The organism is uncultured Acetobacteroides sp., assembly GCF_963667355.2.
Taxonomy (GTDB): domain Bacteria; phylum Bacteroidota; class Bacteroidia; order Bacteroidales; family ZOR0009; genus Acetobacteroides.
Genome location: NZ_OY763328.2, coordinates 3,059,143 through 3,077,369, shown reverse-complemented (window position 1 = coordinate 3,077,369; position 18,227 = coordinate 3,059,143). Strand labels below are relative to the sequence as shown.

The following is an 18,227-nucleotide window of genomic DNA, read 5'->3' as shown; positions in this document are numbered from 1 at the left end:
AGAAGAGTGATGAATACTTACTACAATTATTCAAGTAAAAGGAGAGATAAAAACCTCTCCCTTATTTATCTGCCTAGAAGTCGCTTGTCATGATAAGCTGCGGCTTATCGTTGAAATTTTCGTACCGTGGACGATACCGTTCCTTGTCGTAGAACTTTTCGATGTCAACCTTTTTCTTGTAGCTGGTTACAACGTCGATAGGAACATTGTCGTACCGACCATTACGCAAGCTCACCAGCCTGCCACAGGTACCTTTAAGAATAAGATCGAGCGCAAGGTTACCAAAAGCCATGGGCACAATGCTATCAAGAGCATCAGGGGCACCAGAGCGTACCATGTAGCCCAAACGCTGGTTGATTACATCAATTTTTCGTCCATTATTATATTTCGCAGAGAGATTCCGAAGCTGCTCCGAAAGTATATCGCCAATACCGCCAAGCTTTTTATGCCCGTAGGCGTCAGCCTCCTCACCCTTAAAGATCATATCGCCATTTTTAAACATAGCGCCTTCGGAGACTAAGAGCACAGAGTACTTACTTGGATTGTTAGCCCTATCCTGAACCATCAGTTCGGTGAGATGCTCTATGTCGAACTTATACTCGGGGATAACGCATCTGTCGGCAGCACCTGCCATAGTTGGAAGTAACGCTGAAAAACCTGCATAGCGCCCAAACACCTCTATTACCAAAAAGCGCTCGTGCGAACCTGCAGAAGTTCTCAACTCGTGGGCAAGCTCAATTGTACGCGAAATGCAGGTACCAAAGCCTATACAGTAGTCGGTGCCAGGAACATCATTATCCATCGTTTTGGGGATTGCTACGATTGGAACTCCTTTATTGTGCAGATGCACCCCGTAGCTTAGCGTGTCGTCTCCTCCAATTGGAATGAGGTAATCGAGCCCCAGATAGTCGATATTCGACATCACCTCACCCGTCAGATCGTTAATATCAAGGGTGTACTTATCCTTATAAAGATCGGGAACCTTATCCAACCTCACATTATCAGGTCGGGTTCTTGTCGAATGAAGGAAAGTTCCTCCAGTTCGCCCCAATCGGTTTACCATCTGTTCGGTGAGCACAACTACATCCTCCTGCTCTTCTATTTTTTTGGAGCGATCGATGGTTATCATACCCTCCCAACCCTTACGAATCCCAACCACCTTGTAACCTTCACGAATAGCGCGGAACGTTACCGCTCTGATAGCGGGATTTAAGCCGGGGACATCACCTCCTCCTGTAAGGACGCCAATTACCCCTTTGTAGTTCGATTTAGTATTTGCCATGTAATTCCGGGAAATTAGTTTGCGCTTAATTTAGCTTAAAGCAATAATAAATCAAAGTATTTAATTCGAAAAGATTCAGAATAAATATTAGGAAGACAAAGGAGATTGTCTGCAAGGAAAATATGGATCAACCCCAAAGCATGGAATCGACCCAAAAAGCTTCCATGCCGAGAGTATAAATGCAAAAAAAGGGAATCACCGTTAAGTAATTCCCTTTTTTAATCTTCGTGGGAGCTACAGGATTCGAACCTGTGACCCTCCCGCCTTAAGCGGGATGCGCTGACCCCAACTGAGTTCCAGCCGCTATTAAACTCTCTATCCGCTTGCGGCTTTTCCAGCCCTTCATCTCCATCTCCCTACAGTAGGCTTCTGAACGGGAAGAATACGTTTCGCTGTACTTCAGAACCCAAGGAGAACCTTGACGCGAGTAGGCGGTTTTACCCCGTTCATGCTCTACTAGCCGACGTGCTAGATCGCCGGTGCTACCAATGTAGTATCGGTCCAATTTTGCACTGTAAAGAATGTAAACCCAAAAAGTTTCCATACCGAAAGCTGTAAATGCAAAAAAGGGAATCACCGTTAAGTAATTCCCTTTTAAAACCTTCGTGGGAGCTACAGGATTCGAACCTGTGACCCTCCCGCCTTAAGCGGGATGCGCTGACCCCAACTGAGTTCCAGCCGCTATTAAACTCTCTATCCGCTTGCGGCTTTTCCAGCCCTTCATCTCCATCTCCCTACAGTAGGCTTCTGAACGGGAAGAATACGTTTCGCTGTACTTCAGAACCCAAGGAGAACCTTGACGCGAGTAGGCGGTTTTACCCCGTTCATGCTCTACTAGCCGACGTGCTAGATCGCCGGTGCTACCAATGTAGTATCGGTCCAATTTTGCACTGTAAAGAATGTAAACCCAAAAAGTTTCCATACCGAAAGCTGTAAATGCAAAAAAGGGAATCACCGTTAAGTAATTCCCTTTTAAAACCTTCGTGGGAGCTACAGGATTCGAACCTGTGACCCTCCCGCCTTAAGCGGGAGGCGCTGACCCCAACTGAGCTCCAGCCGCTATTAAACTCTCTATCCGCTTGCGGCTTTTCCAGCCCTTCAACTCCATCTCCCTACGGTAGGCTTCCGAACGGGAAGAATATGTTTCGCTATACTTCAAGACCCAAGGAGAACCTTGGCGCGAGTAGGCAGTTTTACCCCGCTCATGCTCTGCTAGCCTACGTGCTAGATCGCCGGTGCTACCAATGTAGTATCGGTCCAACTTTGCACTGTAAAGAATGTAAACCCAAAAAGTTTCCATGCAGAAGGCTATAAATGCAAAAAGGGAATCACCGTTAAGTAATTCCCTTCTAAAATCTTTCGTGGGAGCTACAGGATTCGAACCTGTGACCCTCTGCTTGTAAGGCAGATGCTCTGAACCAGCTGAGCTAAGCTCCCGAATACATTTTCCAAAAAACATTTACTTCGAACCTGTGACCCCCTTTCGTCGTAAACGGAATGCTTTGAACTAGCAGAGTCATACTCCCAAAGTATGTTGTTTTCAAAAAGTGGGAGCTACAGGATTCGAACCTGTGACCCTCTGCTTGTAAGGCAGATGCTCTGAACCAGCTGAGCTAAGCTCCCGAATTATGTTGTTTTTGAAAGAAGTGGGAGCTACAGGATTCGAACCTGTGACCCTCTGCTTGTAAGGCAGATGCTCTGAACCAGCTGAGCTAAGCTCCCTTTCAAAAATCTTTTACAAAGATCGTTGCTTTCGTTTCCAAAAGCGATGCAAAGGTACAGCAAAAATTCAATTCTGCAAGAGTCCGCCATTTTTTTTGTTCTTGACAGCTGTATCCTTAAACCACTTCGGCAACTACAAACGTGCTTCCACCTATGAAAATAAGATCGTTACTCGACGCCATGCTTTTTGCTTTTTCTAGCGCCTTTTGAACATTCTTTTCGACCTCGCCAACTAAACCTGCTGCGCGACACTCTTCGGCCAGCAAATTCGCATCCTTGGCACGAGGTATACTTGCCTGCGTAAAGATGTAGTAGGCATCTTTGGGGAGCAACCCAATAACCGTGCTGATATCCTTATCGCTCACCATCCCAAAAACCCAGAAGAGCTTTTCGTGGGGTGTTTTGCTGATTTGATCGACAATGTAGGTAAGGCCATCGACATTGTGCCCGGTATCGCAGATGGTCAGCGGACTGTCGGATAACCTAAACCAGCGACCACGGAGCCCAGTTTGCGATGAGGCATGGCGTAGCCCTCGACGAATAGCATCGTCGGTGAGCGAAGGGAAATGCGCCTTAAGCACATCTACAGCAACAAGTACGCCAAGGATATTCTTTGCCTGGTAGCTGCCCTGCAGGTCGACCTCAACATCCTTATAAATGATATCGCCAGCGCAGCCTACAATGGTAAACCGCTGCAGACCATCGCCGGTTAGGGTGCGCTCCCCTACCCTGTACTTCTGATCGGCAAAAACAATGGGAGCCTGTGCCTCTTCGGCTATTCTGGCGAATACAGGAGCCGTTTCGGGATGCGACTCGCCGACAACGGCTGGCGTTTGAGGCTTGATGATGCCTCCCTTTTCGAAGGCGATCTTCGCTAAGGTATCGCCAAGAAACTCGGTATGGTCGAAGCCGATGTTGGTGATGATGCTAACCAGCGGGCTGATAATGTTGGTGGAGTCGAGCCTGCCGCCCATGCCCACCTCAACCACGGCAACATCAATCTGCTCGTCGGCGAAGTACTTGAAGGCTAGGGCTACCGTCATCTCGAAGAAGGAGGGCTGAATTCTTTCGAAGAGCGCCTTGTGCTGCTCCACGAAGCTGACAACGTACGCTTCCGAGACCTCTTCGCCATCGACCTTAATCCGCTCGCGGAAGTCGCGCAGATGGGGCGAGGTGTATAGGCCAACCTTTAGTCCAGCATCCTGAAGGATGGAGGCCAGCATGTGCGAGGTGGAACCCTTTCCGTTGGTTCCGGCCACATGGATGGTCTTAAATTTGGTGTGCGGATGGCCGAAATGCTCATCGAGGATGTGCGTGTTGTCGAGGTTTGCCTTGTAGGCGCTTTTGCCAACCCGGTGGAACATGGGGAGCTGGCTGAACATATAATCGAGCGTTTCCTGGTAGGTCATGATGAGAAATTTCCTGCAATTTTAGCTATAAAAGAGGAACAAATGTTCACGAGGGTGGGTTTTACTTTTAGTTTTTAGCAGCGATCGGCCTGCAACCATTCCTCGCCCTATAACCTTTTAATCCTTGACCATCATGAAGAAAAGTACTGCAACGAAAGGTATTTCAAAGGTATTCGTACTCGACACCAACGTCATCCTACACGACCATAGCTGCATCCGAAACTTCCAGGACAACGACGTTGTGCTTCCGATAACCGTACTCGAGGAGCTGGACAAATTCAAGAAGGGCAACGAGGAGGTCAACTACAACGCCCGCGAATTCTCCCGCGAGCTCGACAAGATTTCGGGCGACAGCCTCTTCAACGGCGGCATCGCGCTGGGCAAAAACATGGGCAAGCTGCGCGTGGAGCTGGGCCAGAAGATGCCCGAGAGGGTGCAGCAGTCGCTCTACGACGACATCCCCGACAACCGAATCCTCAGCATCGCCCTACACGTAAAGGAGCAGCACCCCGATCGTCCGGTGATCCTCATCTCGAAGGACATCAACCTTAGGCTGAAGGCCAAGGCGTTTGGGCTGCTGGCGCAGGACTACCTGACCGATAAGGTGGCCGACATCGACACCCTGAAGAAGGATGTTGAGGAAGTGCCCCTTGGCGATGATCTGATTGAGACCTTCTACAAGAACAACGAGCTGCCGGCAAATAAGCTGAAGCAGACCTTTTCGCATAACGAGTACCTGATCTTAAGGGGCAACTCCAAGAGCGCCCTCGCCTACTTCGACAAACCTTCGGGGATGTTTAAGCGGATTGAGAAGCACCGCGCCTACGGCATCGAACCGCGCAACTCGGAGCAGGCGTTCTCGCTCGACGCGCTCCTCCGAAAGGATGTGCAGCTGGTGGCCCTTACCGGAAAGGCGGGCACGGGGAAGACCCTGCTGGCGCTTGCCGCGGCCCTCGCCCAGGAGAAGGAGTACGACCAGATACTGGTGGCCCGCCCAATTGTACCGCTTTCGAACAAGGATATCGGCTTCCTGCCCGGCGACGTGGAGTCGAAGATTGGCCCCTACATGCTGCCGCTGTACGACAACATCAACTTCATAAAAACGCGCTTTAAGAACACCAACCGCGAGTACATGCGCATCGAGGAGATCCTGAAGTCGGACAAACTGGTGATTACCCCGCTGGCCTACATCCGCGGGCGCAGCCTGACCAACGTCTACTTCATCATCGACGAGGCGCAGAACCTCACCCCGCACGAGATCAAGACCATCATCACCCGTGCCGGCGAGGGCACCAAGCTGGTGTTTACGGGCGATATCTTCCAGATCGACCAGCCCTACCTGGACATCCGCTCGAACGGCCTCACCTACCTCAGCGACAAGATGCTCGGGCAGGAGCTCTTTGCCCACGTCAACCTCGTTAAGGGCGAGCGCAGCATGCTGGCCGAACTGGCCAGCAACCTGCTGTAGGCCGATTTACCCACTAAAAAGCACGAAGGTTCTCGCAGATTAAAAAAACTCCAAAGTGCGGGAACCTCGAAATTCTATTTTGGGCTTCCCGCACTTTGACGGTAAACCCAAATTTTCGTTTTGAGAATCCCGCATTTTAGCGGTAGCTCCAAAATGGAAGAATTGGGCTTCCCGCACTTTGGAAGTAACCCCATTTCCCCGTTTTGGGTTTACCGTCGGGCGGAAGTAAGCCCAAAACGGCGATTTGAGGTTAACGACGGGCGACGGGGAATTCAAAATCATTCTAAAATTTTACTGAAGGCCTTCAGCAATCCCGTTTTGTCGTTTTGAGGTCGCTGAAGGGCTTCAGCAGGTCCAAAATGGGAATTTGAGGTTACTGAAGGGGTTCAGTAAGCCCAAAACAAAAATTTTGAGGCTACTGAAGGGGTTCAGCAAGCCCAAAACGCAATTTTGAGGTTGCTGAAGGAGTTCTGCAGGTTCAAAACGAGCATTTGGAGCTGCTGAAGGGCTTCAGCAAAAAAAGAGGGGCCAGAAAAATCTAGCCCCTCGTATGGTTTTAGAAGATCAGACTCTCACATCTTAAGTCTTGATACTTGAGTCTTGTGTCTCGTATCTTGCGTCTCGTATCTTCCTAGATAAACAGGTTCACGCCAGCATTCTCGGCACGCTCCATGTAGGTGGCCACGCCGCCAATAGAGACGTTGTCGAGCAGTTCCTCCTGCTTCACGCCCATCATGTCCATCGACATTTGGCAGGCGATAAGTTCCACGCCGTTGTCGATGGCCTGCTGGATGAGGCTTTCGAGCGAGTCGATGCCCTTACGCTTCATCTCGTTGCGCATCATGGCGGTTCCCATGCCAACCATGTGCATCTTCGAGAGCTTCAGCTTTAGGCTGCTCGACGGCATCATCCAGCCAAACATGCGCCCCATGATATCCTTGCTAACGGCAGGCTTCTGCTGCTTCTTGATGACGTTTAGCCCCCAGAAAGTGAAGAACAGGGTAACCTTATGGCCCGTTGCTGCGGCGCCGTTGGCCAGCACGAAGGTGGCCAGCGCGCGGTCGAGGTCGTCGCTAAACACGATCAGCGTTTTGTTTTTGGGGCCAACGGCAGCCTGCGTGGTAGCCTTAGCCTCCACCTTCTCGGCAATGGCGGTTATCACCCCCTTCTCGCTGGTTAGCGACACCAAGCGGTTGCCGGTGCTGTTGCACCAGCTCTGCACGTCGCGGGCAAAACCGGGGTCGGTGGAGGTAACCTCAACCATATCGCCCGCCTGAGTCTCGTCGAACGACTTCTTCAGCTTCATGATTGGCCCGGGGCACTGAAGGCCGCAGGCATCAACCTTAAGCGTCTGCACCTTAACCTTCGGCGTTTTTTGATAGATGTGATCGTCCTTTTCGATGGTAAGGTTGGCGTAAATATCCTCGTTGCTCTGCTTCTGAACGGCAGTTTGGTAGGTTTTGTAGCCCCCCGAGAGGTTGTACACCTCGGCAAACCCGTTTTGCATCAGGATGCGCGACGCCACGTGACCGCGAAGCCCTACTGCGCAGAATACGGCAATCTTTTTATCCTTCGGGATCTCGTTAAGATGCTGGCGAAGGCTGTCAACCGGGATGTTCACCGCCCCGGGGATGGTTCCCAGCGCATGCTCCTCCTTGGTTCGAACATCGAGAAGGAAAAACTCCTGGACATCGTCGCCAATAAGCTGGCGCCAGTAGATGGGGCGCATCTTTCCGGCAAGGATATTCTCGGCCACGTACCCCGCAATGTTCACCGGATCTTTGGCCGACGAGTACGGCGGCGCGTAGGCGTGCTCGATATCCACCAAGTCGTGGATCGTACCGTTATTCTTGATGATGGTGGCCAGCATGTCCAGGCGCTTGTCGGTGCCATCGTAGCCCACCACCTGCGCGCCGTACAGCTTGCCCGTTTCGGGCGCGTACATAATCTTTATGGTCATTGGGATTGCCCCCGGATAGTACCCCGCGTGCGAGGCCGAGTGGGTGGTCGATTCGAGGTAGGGTATCCCCTCGCGCTTAAGCGTCTTCCCGGCAACGCCCGTCGAGCCAACGGTGATGTCGAACACCTTGGCGATAGCCGTAGCAATCGAGCCCTTGTAGGCGATCTCATTGCCAAAAACGATGTTGTCGGCACAGATGCGGCCCTGACGGTTGGCCGGACCTGCCAGGTAGGTTATGGTTGGTTTTTGGGTGATGGGGTTGATGTACTCGATGGCATCGCCCACCGCATAGATGTCGTCATCGGAGGTTTGCAGGTGCTCGTTCACCTTGATGCCGCCCGTTACGCCGATTTCAAGGCCAGCCTCCTTGGCCAGCTTATTATCGGGGCGAACGCCGATGGATAGAATAACCAACTCGGCCTTCAGCTCGCGCCCGCTCTTCAGCGACACCACCAGCTGCCCATTCTCCTTGCGGAAAGCGGTAACGGCCTCCTTCAGGTAGAACTCCACATTCTTTGTTTTCAGATGCTGATGCACAATGGAGGCCATCGAGTAGTCGAGCGGCGTCATCACCTGCTCCGACATCTCCACGATAGAAACAAGCGCGCCCAACTGATGGAGGTTCTCGGCCATCTCCAACCCGATGAACCCTGCACCTACCACCACCGCACGCTTGATGCTGTTCTCGGTAACGTAGCGCTTAATCCGGTCGGTATCGGTTACGTTGCGAAGGGTAAAGATACCCTCGGTATCGATCCCCGGAAGCGGCGGACGAACAGGCTCGGCACCGGGCGAGAGCACCAGCTTATTGTAGCTCTCCACGTACTCCTCTCCGCTTGCCAGATTCCTTACGGTAACCGTCTTTTCACTCCTGTTGATGGACACCACCTCGGCGTTAACGCGCACGTCAACGTTAAAGCGGGCGTTAAACGACTGAGGCGTTTGAAGGAAAAGCTTCTCGCGCTCGGCAATGGTGCCGCCAATGTAGTAGGGCAATCCGCAGTTGGCGTACGACACATGTTCGCCGCGCTCGAACATCACAATTTGGCTTTGCTCGTCCATTCTTCGGAGGCGAGCGGCGGTGGTAGCACCTCCAGCAACACCACCTACAATTAGGTACTTCATATATTCTGATTTTATTTTTCTAGCAACTTCGATAGCGCATCGGGAATGCACACCTGCTCTTCCGACATAGCAGATCGCTTCTCTGCTCCTGCTGGCGTAAGCTCTACCATCACCACACGCCTATCGTTCGGATCGGTTGTGCGCTGTATGTACTCCTTTTGCTCGATGCTTCCCAGCACCTTCGATAGCCGCGAGTTCGACAACGAGCAATCGGCACAGATATCGCCTACCTTAAGCGGCCCATCTCCCAGCATGCAGAGGATGATCCCCTCGTTTACGGTAATGCCATACTGCTTTAAAAACGACGCTTCGAACTCGTGAAGCGCCTTATAGATATCCTTTAGCTTGCAAATTGAGTTCATTCTATTTTATTTGACACTGTCAACTATTTACAGCCGCAAATATATGTCTTGTGAATTGATTAACGAAATAAAGAAGAAGAAAAAATTGAATAGTTGAGAAACAGCAAGAGAGCCATAACTCAATCATTACGGCTCTCTTGTTATGAGAAAACACCAACGAATGCTAGATGACCCCCACAGCAACATCCTTAACCTCGCCTCCAATTCGCACCGTTACCTTACCCGGCCTTACTCCGCGAATTTTGTAGGAGGTAACCTTACCATCCTGCCATGCGCAGTCTACCACATAACCACCCCGAGCACGAAGCCCGGTAAAGGAGCCCTTAGCAGCCCACTCCTTAGGCAACGCAGGTAGCAGCTGAATTTCTCCGGCATGGCTTTGCATCACCATTTCTACCATTGCAGCAGGAATGCCAAAATTTCCGTCGAGCTGGAATGGTGGGTGGTTGCAGAATAGGTTGGGCAGCGTATTATAGGTAAGCAAACCTCGGATCATTATGGCAGCACGCTCGCCCTCGCCCAAGCGAGCCCAAAGAGCACAGCGCCACGGCCATGTCCACGAGCGGCGGCTATCCCCCACCGTCGATTCAACCGTAAATGGCGTGTTTGTATTCTTTCCGTAGTTGCCGCTACGGCTTCTCAGGGAGATGATTGCAGCCTCAGCCAACTCCGGCGTTTGTGTTTTGCTGATCTGGCGACCTGGGTATACGGCAAACAAATGCGAGGTGTGCCGATGCTGGTCGTCGGGATCATCTCTATCGACCTGCCACTCCTGCAGCTGCCCCCACTTGCCTATCTTATTCGGAGCAAGGTGCGCCTGCATATCGGCAACCTTCTTCTGGTAGTCAGCATCCGTATTAAGCGCTTTGGCAACATCAAGATAGTTCTGGAATAAATCCCACACAATTTGCTGATCCATCATAACCCCATCCTCGTGTGGACCATGCTCGGGCGACCAGCCATTGGGCACCACCAGCGTTCCATCGGGTAGTTTCTTGAGGTGATCCTCCCAAAACTCGCAAATCTCCTTTATAATAGGATATCCAGTTTTTCGCAGATAGTCCATATCCTGCGTGAAAGCCCAGTGCTCGTACACATGCTGAGCATACCAGGCGCTAGCCGGGATATTCCACTCCCAGCCGTTTCCGCCAAAAATGCTTTGGCTGGTACGGGCAGTCCAGCCACGGATGCTATCGCCAAAGGCTTTGCGGGTAGCAATACGGCAAGGTTCCTGTGCGGCAATAATAAAATCGATTAGGGGTTGCTGGCACTCCGAAAGGTTGGTGGATTCGGCAGCCCAGTAGTTCATCTGAATGTTGATGTTGTTGTGGTAGTCGCTAGCCCATGCAGGAGTATTGCTGTTGTTCCAAAGCCCTTGCAGGTTGGCTGGCAACCCTCCTGGACGTGAGCTGCTAGCCAACAAGTAACGTCCGTAGTAGAACATGGTCTCCTCCAAATCGGGGTCGTTGGTTACTTTACGTTGGCTTATCAGCTTATCGAATGCTCTTGAATCGATATTGCACCCTTTAGCCTCCTCAGCTAAGACTTCTTTCCCAGCGTAAAGCTTCAAGCGCACATCGGTTGGGAGCGACAACAAATCGGACGAAGCAGTGCCAATGTCGAACTTTACGCGCCCTAGAAGGGCCGTCAAATCCTTGATGTGGTTCTTTCGCAATGCGTCGAACGTTTTTCTCTGAGCCTTGGCGATCTCAATTCCTATTAATTCCATAGGGTCTCTCCCGCGCCAATCAGACTTAAAATCGGGCTTGTAGCTAGTGCGGGCATCAACAAGCAGGGTTAACGAGTTGCATCTGCTAAAGGATAGGCGATTCCCCTCAACCATCACCGTTCCTCCATTGTGAAGAACGCGCACAACGGCAGCATACTTCAGCATATTGGGCATCTCGCCTCTAAAGATCAGCCCTTCGCTGGAAGCGACAGCCACAGCACCTTGGGCTGAGGTTAAAGAAATTTTACCAGACAAGGCACCCATCTTATCCGCCGCATAGCGGAAGAGCATCACCTGATCGGGATGGCTAGCAAACGCTTCGCGGGTGAAGCGCACTCCATCCTGAACAAAACTTGTAGAATGAGTGCCGTTCGAGATGTCCAACGAACGAGTATAGGAGGAAACCTCATTTTTTGATGCGAAGTCAACGACAATCTCACCGAAATTACGGTACGAACCAAATCCATGATCGCCGGTTTCGTAGTCGCCATCCCAGTTATTATCGCCCGACCAAAGGCTTTGCTCGTTAAGCTGAATACGATCTTGGGTAACGCCACCATAGAGCATTGCCCCCATCCGACCGTTACCAATTGGCAACGCCTCGGCAGACCATTTCTGCGCAGGCTTTTTGTACCATAACTTCGTCGATGGATTGCTCTGTGCCATGGACATGCCTACCCCAAGGAGTAATATCGATATAATTAAAAGCTGCTTCTTGAAGATCATGTGATGCATATATTAATACAGGTAAAGGCTTTTTCTATAAGAAAACCAAAGTTGTTGGAAATAGTTACAAAAACCTCCGATTATCTATCCTTATATAAATGATTTCTAAGAAGCGGCACCCTGTGCGCAAACGATTCGAACAATACCGCACTCCCCACACCCAGCGTATAGGCGATGATATCGGACCAGAGAAAGCCGAAGCCTAGCACGAGACCACCCAAGCGGTTAGCCCTAATTGCATCAATCCATGGCGCATGGTAGAGCTGCGATATCTCGATAAGGTAACAAAAGGCAAGGGCAACAAGAGCAGTACGAACGATGCTCCATCTGCAAAAAGCGGTGGCAAATAAAAGATAAACCATCACAGCCCAAAGCGTATCGCCCAAACCAAGGTTTATAAAATCAGGAAGGTATACCGCCATTTTGCGGGAACTAAGCCCGAGTAGAATGGACGATACCGATAGAAGCAGGAATAAGGTACGATTCCGACAAGTAGCCATAGGCATTTTTGAGCGTTTAATGTGCCTAAAGCTACCAAAAAAGGCTACAACTCGAAGGTGGTTCCTGTCGAATTGTAGAAAACCACGCTCCCCAACCGCTGTACAAATGCACCATATCGATCGATGCCGGTGCAGTGGCAGATGCCAAGCGACTTAGGCGCCAGCTGCTCGAAGTAGCAAATCGTCGCCTCCAGCTGCTCTGGGGTGCATCCTAACAGATGAAATCCACCCACTACCGCTTTTATCTTCTTCTTAAATGCTGATATTGCCGCCTCAACCATGTTGGTAATGCCCCTGTGCGAACAGCTGCTGATAATGGAGATGCCATCAACCGAATCGGCAACAAGGAAGAGCTCATCCACGAAGGTGTCCTCCTCAAACAAGGTCTCCTTTTTGACTAGGAAACCCTTGAAGTGGGTATCTGCAGGATTAACAATTGGGGTTTGAGGGATGATGAATAGCCCCTGATCGAGTTCCTGTAGGTCATCGACAAAAACGAGACGCCCTGATGCCAAGCAGGCATCCGCCGCAGCACCAACATAGCGGGAGGTGCCGCTGTACTTATCGAACAGTGCAGCCCGCTTGAGGTACACCTTCGCCTTTTGGTTAAGACGTAGAAACGTGTTTAGCCCACCCGCATGGTCGTAATGCCCGTGGCTGATCACCACCGCATCCACCTCGGTGAGATCGATGCCCATCGCTAGAGCGTTGCGCACAAAAACATCGGATTGCCCGGTATCGAAGAGAATCTTTCTATTCGCCGTTTCGATGTAGAACGACAGCCCATGCTCGGCTAATAGTCCCGACTTGTAGGTGAGGTTTTCGACTAGGGTGGTAACTTTCATGGGGTTTGATTTACATGTGGAGAATGCCTTACCCCCGACAGGGTTTGAAACCCTGTAAGGGGTAAGCCATCTATTTTTCTAGTGGTTGCACACATGCCCATCGTCATGCGTGTGCGAGCAGCCCACGCCCGAGTCGGTGAGCTCGCCTTTTAGCCATGCTTCGGCTACGGTCTTCACCTCGCCCGAGCAGCCACGAACCACCTGAATACCGTGGTTGCTAAGCACGTTGAGCGCACCAGCCCCCATGTTGCCAGCGAGCATCACCACAACGCCCTGCGCCTGCAGCACCGATGCAATGTTAGACTTACACCCGCAGCCCTGTGGCGATGGGATAGTTTCGGTAGCCACAATTTCGCGGTTTTCGCTTACTGTAAATACGGTGTACATCTCGCAGTGACCAAAGTGATCGTCGATACGGGTACCTCTTGTTGGTAGTGCAATTTTCATAGCCCATTATTTTGTACGGTTAATAATATCCTCAACGGTTTTCCCCTCTGGGGTAACAACTAGCTGAATTTCCTTGCCCCGAAGCAGCTCCACCACCTTGTTGCCAAAGCGACCTGCCACCACAACGGTTACCCCATGCTGCTCCAGCATTTCGGCAACCTGCAATCCTGCATGCTTCGCCTCAGAATGACAAGGATTCTCCAAAAAGGTAATTGCTCCTGTTTCCGTATTGTAGATGCAAAACCAGCAGCATCTACCAAAGTGCAGGTCGATGGGAGAGCTTACGGTATTTTGGCTTGCGGCTATTCCTAGAATCATTGCTTAACGATTTTGTGTTACGTTGCTGCTCGAGCATAGCGGACAGCGAGCATCTGCTTCCCCTTCGGTATTAAAGTCGATACTGCATGCGCTACAGTGAAACCAACGAGTAGCCATCTCTACGCTTCCCCCCTCTATTCTGATGGTAGCAGCTTCAGCCAGCGCCTGCGCCAGCTTGCGGCGGGCGCTGCTGTAGATACGGGTAAAGGTGGGGCGCGACACGCCCATCAGCCCGGCAGCCTCCTCGTGCTTCAGCAGCTCGTAGTCGCATAGGGTAAAAGCCTCATACTCCTCGTAGGAAACCACCACCTCTTTGGAGATGCTCTGCTGTACCCCAAAAGGAGTAAACCCTCCAAAGCTGGGGGCTCGCTGTATTAGCCTGCTCTTCTTTATCCGTGCCATCCACCGTAATTTTCGACAAATATAATGAACATATGTTCACAATAAAAAGAAAACAGTAATCGTGATACGGAATAATATTCCCGCAGCACCCAACAAAAAAGAGGCTGCCATTTTTGGCAGCCTCCTTGTTCTATAGCAATAGCGAAATCCGCTAATTATTCTTCTTTGGTCGGAAAGGGTTAACCCACGATAGGAATGGCTGGATCTTTCGGGTTTGAATCCAAACCTTTCCCTTACCGCTAAAACGGCAAACAAGACCTTCGCCCGAGAAGAAAAGCGACTTGTAGCCACCCACCTTCGACACCTGGTAGTCGAGCCCTTCGGTAAAGGCAACAATATGTCCGGTATCTACCACGTAGCCATCTTCCACATCAATAGGGATAATGCCGCCGTACGAGTTAAACCATAGGTCGCCAGTACCCGAGCACTTAATAAGGAAGAGCTTCTCGCCCGAGAAGAACCCCTTGGCTAGCCCCTGGAACTTCGACTCTACGGTAACGGTATCGGCGGAGGCAACGAAGGCGGTATTCTGCAGGTAGATCACCTCGTTGTCGAGGTACACATGCTCGACATCGCCAGGGCAAGCGGGGGCAATCTGAATCTGCCCAGCTCCATTGCGAGCCGTAAACTCGTTTATAAAGATGGACTCCCCACCAAGGAAGCGCGAAAAGCCCCCCTTAAACTTGGTCTTCATCTCGATGTTGGTGTCCATGGTTGCCATTGCGGCAGCCTCTACCTTAAGCTTTACATCCGAAGGAATGGTTACGGTGATAAAACCGTAGTCGGGCTTGCAGTCGAACTTATACTCAAACCCACGTTTTTCTGTTGTTTCCATGCTACTTTCTAGGTTTAAGTTTTGGACCAAGTATCGAACCAAACGACGATGAGTTGTGCGACTGAACCCAAACGGTTCCGTTGCCCTTAAACTTGCACACCAGCCCTTCGCCACCTAAGAAGGAGCTCATCCAGCTCTTACCCGCTTTGGTAAGCGAGAAGTTGAGGCTCTCCTCGAAGGCTACGATATGCCCGGTATCAACAATGTACTCTCCGTTTACCTTTATGGGGTAGATGGCGCCAAACGAGTTTACCACTACGGTTCCGCGACCACTTACCTTAAGCCAGAAAAGTGCCTCTTTCGACACGAGCGACTTGAACCCCTGCCAGCTGCTATCGATGTTGATGTCGGGGGTACTGGCTACATACGAGCCGCCCTGTACAATAATACCCTCGCCATTGAGTTCGTGCACCATCATATCACCCGCTTGGGTTGCGCCAAGCCAAAGGGTGCCGCCTTGGGCACCACCGTTGTAGTGGTTGAGGAAGAAGCTCTCGCCCGATATCATGCGCTTAAGCCCGCGGATAAAGCCGCCCGACTGCTTAGTATGGGTAGAGGTGGTCATCTGGAGGTTGGGGCTCATGGCGATCATGGCACCACCTTCGGCGGTAACCTGCTCGTTAGGAGCTAACGTTATCTTTGCGGCCGACGATCCCGGACGCATTTGCAGCTCTACCTTCATGGTGGTGGCTGCGGTAGCTGTATAGTTATCCATAGTTATTGCTAGATGTTACGGTTTACCCACGAGGCAAGGCCTGCCAGGTTGCGGGTTTGCAGGTAAATTTTTCCTTTCCCTTCTACGCGGGTTACAAAGCCTTCGCCCCCAAAGAAGCTGCTGAAGATGCCGCCCGAGAGCTGTGGCTTAAGCTTCATGGTAGGCTCGTAGGCAACTAGGTGCCCGGTATCAACAATAAACTGGCCGTTGATCTCCTTTTCGAGCAACCCGCCATAGGCGCCAAACACCACCTTGCCGTGGCCCGACACCTCGAGCTTAAAGAGACCTTCGCCCCCAATTAGCGAACCAAAACCTGCCCACTTTACGCCTAGCTTCACGCCAGGTTCCGAGGCGATATACCCGCCACGCTGTATGCAAAACGATTCGCCGTTAAGCTCCATTACGTGCATATCGCCAGGGGTAGGCTGGGTAAGCTCCAGCCTTAGCGGCTGCGAGGTGTTGTTGGTGAAATGGTTTACGAAAAGGCTTTCGCCCCCGAAGTACTTCTTGATTAACCCCCTAAAGAGGCCGCCGTTAAACTTGGCCGACATGTCGAGCTCGGCCGACATGCTTGCCATAGCATCCGACTCTGCCACGAATGCCTCACCCGGCTGCAGTTCTACCTCTACGTAGGAGAACACGGGCTTCCCTTTAATGCTTAGCTTCATTCGTTAATGGTTTTTATTTGTTTGAACTAAAAATGCTTGCACAAAATGGCCTTGGTACTCGCCATCAAGCCGAGATGCCCCATCGCGCGCTGCTGTCCTCGCTGATGCTAGAGCATAACCGCCCCAAGGCAGCACTGCCTAACGGCAAAGGGCACGCTTAAAGTCGTCGTAGCAGCCCGCGATGGGGGTAAAGCGCTTCGACAGCTTAGCCTCCTTCTTCTTAAGATCCGCTATTCGGCTCTTCGTATCGGGATGGGTGGAGATGATGGAGAGCGGTAGCTTCTCCAGATCGGTTTGCTTCTTCTGCAGAACCTCGAAGAAGCGGATCATCCCCCTAGGATCAATGCTGGCACCAACCAGGTAGTTCCACCCCGCGTCGTCGGCTTCGCGCTCGAACGAGCGGCTGTTGGCCAGCGAGGCCAGCTCGCCGCCCATGTTGGCAAAGGTGCCGGCTAGCGCGCTAACGTCGCCCAGCGTTGCCGAAAGGATGGCGAATAGCCCCACGTTGTTTATCACCCCACGGATATGGTGGCGATGGGTTACGTGGGCCAGCTCGTGCGAGAGCACGCCCATAACCTCCTCCCACGAGTGGGCGCTCTCTATAAGCCCGGTTTGAATGACCACCTTGCCGCCTGGCAGGGCAAAGGCATTAACAGTGCCATCCTTTACAAAGTAGATATCCACCGGAAAACCCTCGCGGCGCACCTCGCTTAGCAGAGGTTGGGCAGCCTTAAGGAATACCCGCTTTAGGGAGTCGTTCTTTACCAGCTCGTGGCTGGCGGTAAGCGTTGTAAAGAGCTGATCGCCCGCTTTACGCTCCCACTCTACCGGCACCTGGTTGGCGATACCGCGCACCATGCTATCCTTAGCGAGGTATAGCCCAAGCACCAGCAGCACAAAAGCACCTATAATAGATAGGCTGCCGATGACGAGCTTCCGAAAAATCCTCTTCGAAGCCCTAACATCGGTGGCAAAGCGTGGGTTGCCCTTTATCTTTTCATCCTTTAGGATGGATTTATCGTCGGTGTAGATTGACACCTCGGGATGCTGCGCCGAGGTGAAGAAAACAAACCGGTTGCCTGCACCACCTGCCGAGATGCGCACCTCGGCTAGCGAAAGCGTAAAGCTCATTTCATTGGCAGTAAAAGCGACGGAAAACGAATCGATGGTGAGCGCGCCAGCACAGCGACCACCCTTGAGGTCGGGGTGAATGAGCACCCCATTGTATACCTTCCTATCCATACTTATGCGCGTAAAATTCCCTTTAATGTAGATTATTCCCCAAAAATTAGCTCCGTAAATGTACACTATAATTGCACATACACAAATATGGCATCACCACCTACAGATAGCTCGCGGTTAGTGCTTACCTCACTCTCCCTCTAAAACAGCAGTCCGGTAGGGATAGCAGCACTAAGCCATAGACTAACGAGCAAAAACCAACCAAAGGTGTAGAATATATACGGCTAGTTAAAGAAGAATCTTACGAATGGTCGATAATCCCACCTGTATGGTAGCTATTGAATTTGAATGGTAGCCCTTGTAGACAAAGGTTACTTATCTTCTACCCCCAAAAGCGGTTCCCTGTCAGCTTGTATGGGTAAAACTTTCCCTCATTGCCAGCTGGTAGCCAACAAATCGTATTTCTCTAAGAAGATTTGAGGGCTAATACAGGGGTGAATTAGCTCCACCAGACTTCGGTGAGCCAATTACA

Annotated in this window: 18 protein-coding genes and 3 tRNA genes; 1 reads left to right on the top strand and 20 read right to left on the bottom strand. The window is 51.4% G+C overall.

The features are described 5' to 3' along the window. Window positions 1-73: 73 nt before the first annotated feature. The 8 genes from ACHZA1_RS12725 to ACHZA1_RS12690 form a co-directional block, all read right to left on the bottom strand. Window positions 74-1,282: an ATP-dependent 6-phosphofructokinase gene (locus tag ACHZA1_RS12725; protein WP_320052249.1), complete on the bottom strand. Its 1,209-nt coding sequence runs from the start codon at window positions 1,280-1,282 to the stop codon at window positions 74-76. Between the two features lie 265 nt (window positions 1,283-1,547). Continuing rightward, window positions 1,548-1,826: a GIY-YIG nuclease family protein gene (locus ACHZA1_RS12720; RefSeq protein WP_394701034.1), complete on the bottom strand. Its 279-nt coding sequence runs from the start codon at window positions 1,824-1,826 to the stop codon at window positions 1,548-1,550. A 99-nt stretch (window positions 1,827-1,925) separates the two neighbouring features. After that, window positions 1,926-2,204 carry a GIY-YIG nuclease family protein gene (locus tag ACHZA1_RS12715; RefSeq protein ID WP_394701034.1) on the bottom strand — a complete coding sequence of 93 codons (279 nt, stop codon included), beginning with the start codon at window positions 2,202-2,204 and terminating at the stop codon, window positions 1,926-1,928. Between the two features lie 99 nt (window positions 2,205-2,303). Further along, window positions 2,304-2,582, bottom strand: a complete 279-nt coding sequence (locus ACHZA1_RS12710; protein ID WP_394701033.1) for a GIY-YIG nuclease family protein — start codon at window positions 2,580-2,582, stop codon at window positions 2,304-2,306. Window positions 2,583-2,644: 62 nt separating this feature from the next. After that, window positions 2,645-2,719: transfer RNA gene (locus ACHZA1_RS12705), tRNA-Val, on the bottom strand. 111 nt (window positions 2,720-2,830) lie between these two features. Further along, a tRNA-Val gene (locus ACHZA1_RS12700) sits at window positions 2,831-2,905 on the bottom strand. 24 nt (window positions 2,906-2,929) lie between these two features. Beyond that, window positions 2,930-3,004: transfer RNA gene (locus ACHZA1_RS12695), tRNA-Val, on the bottom strand. 116 nt (window positions 3,005-3,120) lie between these two features. After that, window positions 3,121-4,413 (bottom strand): folylpolyglutamate synthase/dihydrofolate synthase family protein, encoded by a 1,293-nt coding sequence (locus ACHZA1_RS12690; protein ID WP_320052248.1) that lies wholly within the window; start codon window positions 4,411-4,413, stop codon window positions 3,121-3,123. Between the two features lie 133 nt (window positions 4,414-4,546). On the opposite strand from ACHZA1_RS12690, the gene ACHZA1_RS12685 reads away from it, so the two are divergent. Beyond that, window positions 4,547-5,881 carry a PhoH family protein gene (locus ACHZA1_RS12685; RefSeq protein ID WP_320052247.1) on the top strand — a complete coding sequence of 445 codons (1,335 nt, stop codon included), beginning with the start codon at window positions 4,547-4,549 and terminating at the stop codon, window positions 5,879-5,881. Between the two features lie 631 nt (window positions 5,882-6,512). Here ACHZA1_RS12685 and ACHZA1_RS12680 read toward each other — a convergent pair. The 12 genes from ACHZA1_RS12680 to ACHZA1_RS12625 form a co-directional block, all read right to left on the bottom strand. Then, window positions 6,513-8,966, bottom strand: a complete 2,454-nt coding sequence (locus tag ACHZA1_RS12680; protein ID WP_320052246.1) for an FAD-dependent oxidoreductase — start codon at window positions 8,964-8,966, stop codon at window positions 6,513-6,515. Between the two features lie 11 nt (window positions 8,967-8,977). Further along, the gene (locus ACHZA1_RS12675) at window positions 8,978-9,328 is read right to left on the bottom strand and encodes a winged helix DNA-binding protein (RefSeq protein ID WP_320052245.1); all 351 of its coding nucleotides are present in this window, start codon (window positions 9,326-9,328) and stop codon (window positions 8,978-8,980) included. Between the two features lie 163 nt (window positions 9,329-9,491). Further along, window positions 9,492-11,783, bottom strand: coding sequence for a glycoside hydrolase N-terminal domain-containing protein (locus ACHZA1_RS12670; protein WP_320052244.1), 2,292 nt, complete (start codon window positions 11,781-11,783; stop codon window positions 9,492-9,494). Between the two features lie 80 nt (window positions 11,784-11,863). Continuing rightward, window positions 11,864-12,205 (bottom strand): DUF2809 domain-containing protein, encoded by a 342-nt coding sequence (locus ACHZA1_RS12665; protein WP_321426951.1) that lies wholly within the window; start codon window positions 12,203-12,205, stop codon window positions 11,864-11,866. 122 nt (window positions 12,206-12,327) lie between these two features. After that, on the bottom strand, window positions 12,328-13,128 hold the full coding sequence (locus ACHZA1_RS12660) for an MBL fold metallo-hydrolase (protein ID WP_320052242.1): 801 nt from the start codon (window positions 13,126-13,128) through the stop codon (window positions 12,328-12,330). 78 nt (window positions 13,129-13,206) lie between these two features. Further along, on the bottom strand, window positions 13,207-13,575 hold the full coding sequence (locus tag ACHZA1_RS12655) for a NifB/NifX family molybdenum-iron cluster-binding protein (RefSeq protein ID WP_320052241.1): 369 nt from the start codon (window positions 13,573-13,575) through the stop codon (window positions 13,207-13,209). Window positions 13,576-13,581: 6 nt separating this feature from the next. After that, window positions 13,582-13,893: a NifB/NifX family molybdenum-iron cluster-binding protein gene (locus tag ACHZA1_RS12650; RefSeq protein ID WP_320052240.1), complete on the bottom strand. Its 312-nt coding sequence runs from the start codon at window positions 13,891-13,893 to the stop codon at window positions 13,582-13,584. Window positions 13,894-13,896: 3 nt separating this feature from the next. Then, on the bottom strand, window positions 13,897-14,295 hold the full coding sequence (locus ACHZA1_RS12645) for a DUF134 domain-containing protein (protein ID WP_320052239.1): 399 nt from the start codon (window positions 14,293-14,295) through the stop codon (window positions 13,897-13,899). 151 nt (window positions 14,296-14,446) lie between these two features. After that, complete coding sequence (locus ACHZA1_RS12640; RefSeq protein ID WP_320052238.1) at window positions 14,447-15,130, bottom strand: TIGR00266 family protein; 684 nt, start codon at window positions 15,128-15,130, stop codon at window positions 14,447-14,449. A 1-nt stretch (window position 15,131) separates the two neighbouring features. Continuing rightward, on the bottom strand, window positions 15,132-15,845 hold the full coding sequence (locus ACHZA1_RS12635; protein WP_320052237.1) for a TIGR00266 family protein: 714 nt from the start codon (window positions 15,843-15,845) through the stop codon (window positions 15,132-15,134). A gap of 8 nt (window positions 15,846-15,853) precedes the next feature. Beyond that, a complete protein-coding gene (locus ACHZA1_RS12630) occupies window positions 15,854-16,513 on the bottom strand; it encodes a TIGR00266 family protein (RefSeq protein WP_320052236.1) in 660 nt (219 codons plus the stop codon). A 138-nt stretch (window positions 16,514-16,651) separates the two neighbouring features. Further along, the gene (locus ACHZA1_RS12625) at window positions 16,652-17,755 is read right to left on the bottom strand and encodes a M48 family metallopeptidase (protein WP_320052235.1); all 1,104 of its coding nucleotides are present in this window, start codon (window positions 17,753-17,755) and stop codon (window positions 16,652-16,654) included. Window positions 17,756-18,227: the final 472 nt, after the last annotated feature.

Bases quoted from the DNA above. Each gene is read 5' to 3' on its own strand.
- ACHZA1_RS12725 (WP_320052249.1), bottom strand. From the start codon at position 1,282: ATGGCAAATACTAAATCGAACTACAAAGGGGTAATTGGCGTCCTTACA.
- ACHZA1_RS12720 (WP_394701034.1), bottom strand. From the start codon at position 1,826: ATGGAAACTTTTTGGGTTTACATTCTTTACAGTGCAAAATTGGACCGA.
- ACHZA1_RS12715 (WP_394701034.1), bottom strand. From the start codon at position 2,204: ATGGAAACTTTTTGGGTTTACATTCTTTACAGTGCAAAATTGGACCGA.
- ACHZA1_RS12710 (WP_394701033.1), bottom strand. From the start codon at position 2,582: ATGGAAACTTTTTGGGTTTACATTCTTTACAGTGCAAAGTTGGACCGA.
- ACHZA1_RS12690 (WP_320052248.1), bottom strand. From the start codon at position 4,413: ATGACCTACCAGGAAACGCTCGATTATATGTTCAGCCAGCTCCCCATG.
- ACHZA1_RS12685 (WP_320052247.1), top strand. From the start codon at position 4,547: ATGAAGAAAAGTACTGCAACGAAAGGTATTTCAAAGGTATTCGTACTC.
- ACHZA1_RS12680 (WP_320052246.1), bottom strand. From the start codon at position 8,966: ATGAAGTACCTAATTGTAGGTGGTGTTGCTGGAGGTGCTACCACCGCC.
- ACHZA1_RS12675 (WP_320052245.1), bottom strand. From the start codon at position 9,328: ATGAACTCAATTTGCAAGCTAAAGGATATCTATAAGGCGCTTCACGAG.
- ACHZA1_RS12670 (WP_320052244.1), bottom strand. From the start codon at position 11,783: ATGATCTTCAAGAAGCAGCTTTTAATTATATCGATATTACTCCTTGGG.
- ACHZA1_RS12665 (WP_321426951.1), bottom strand. From the start codon at position 12,205: ATGGCGGTATACCTTCCTGATTTTATAAACCTTGGTTTGGGCGATACG.
- ACHZA1_RS12660 (WP_320052242.1), bottom strand. From the start codon at position 13,128: ATGAAAGTTACCACCCTAGTCGAAAACCTCACCTACAAGTCGGGACTA.
- ACHZA1_RS12655 (WP_320052241.1), bottom strand. From the start codon at position 13,575: ATGAAAATTGCACTACCAACAAGAGGTACCCGTATCGACGATCACTTT.
- ACHZA1_RS12650 (WP_320052240.1), bottom strand. From the start codon at position 13,893: ATGATTCTAGGAATAGCCGCAAGCCAAAATACCGTAAGCTCTCCCATC.
- ACHZA1_RS12645 (WP_320052239.1), bottom strand. From the start codon at position 14,295: ATGGCACGGATAAAGAAGAGCAGGCTAATACAGCGAGCCCCCAGCTTT.
- ACHZA1_RS12640 (WP_320052238.1), bottom strand. From the start codon at position 15,130: ATGGAAACAACAGAAAAACGTGGGTTTGAGTATAAGTTCGACTGCAAG.
- ACHZA1_RS12635 (WP_320052237.1), bottom strand. From the start codon at position 15,845: ATGGATAACTATACAGCTACCGCAGCCACCACCATGAAGGTAGAGCTG.
- ACHZA1_RS12630 (WP_320052236.1), bottom strand. From the start codon at position 16,513: ATGAAGCTAAGCATTAAAGGGAAGCCCGTGTTCTCCTACGTAGAGGTA.
- ACHZA1_RS12625 (WP_320052235.1), bottom strand. From the start codon at position 17,755: ATGGATAGGAAGGTATACAATGGGGTGCTCATTCACCCCGACCTCAAG.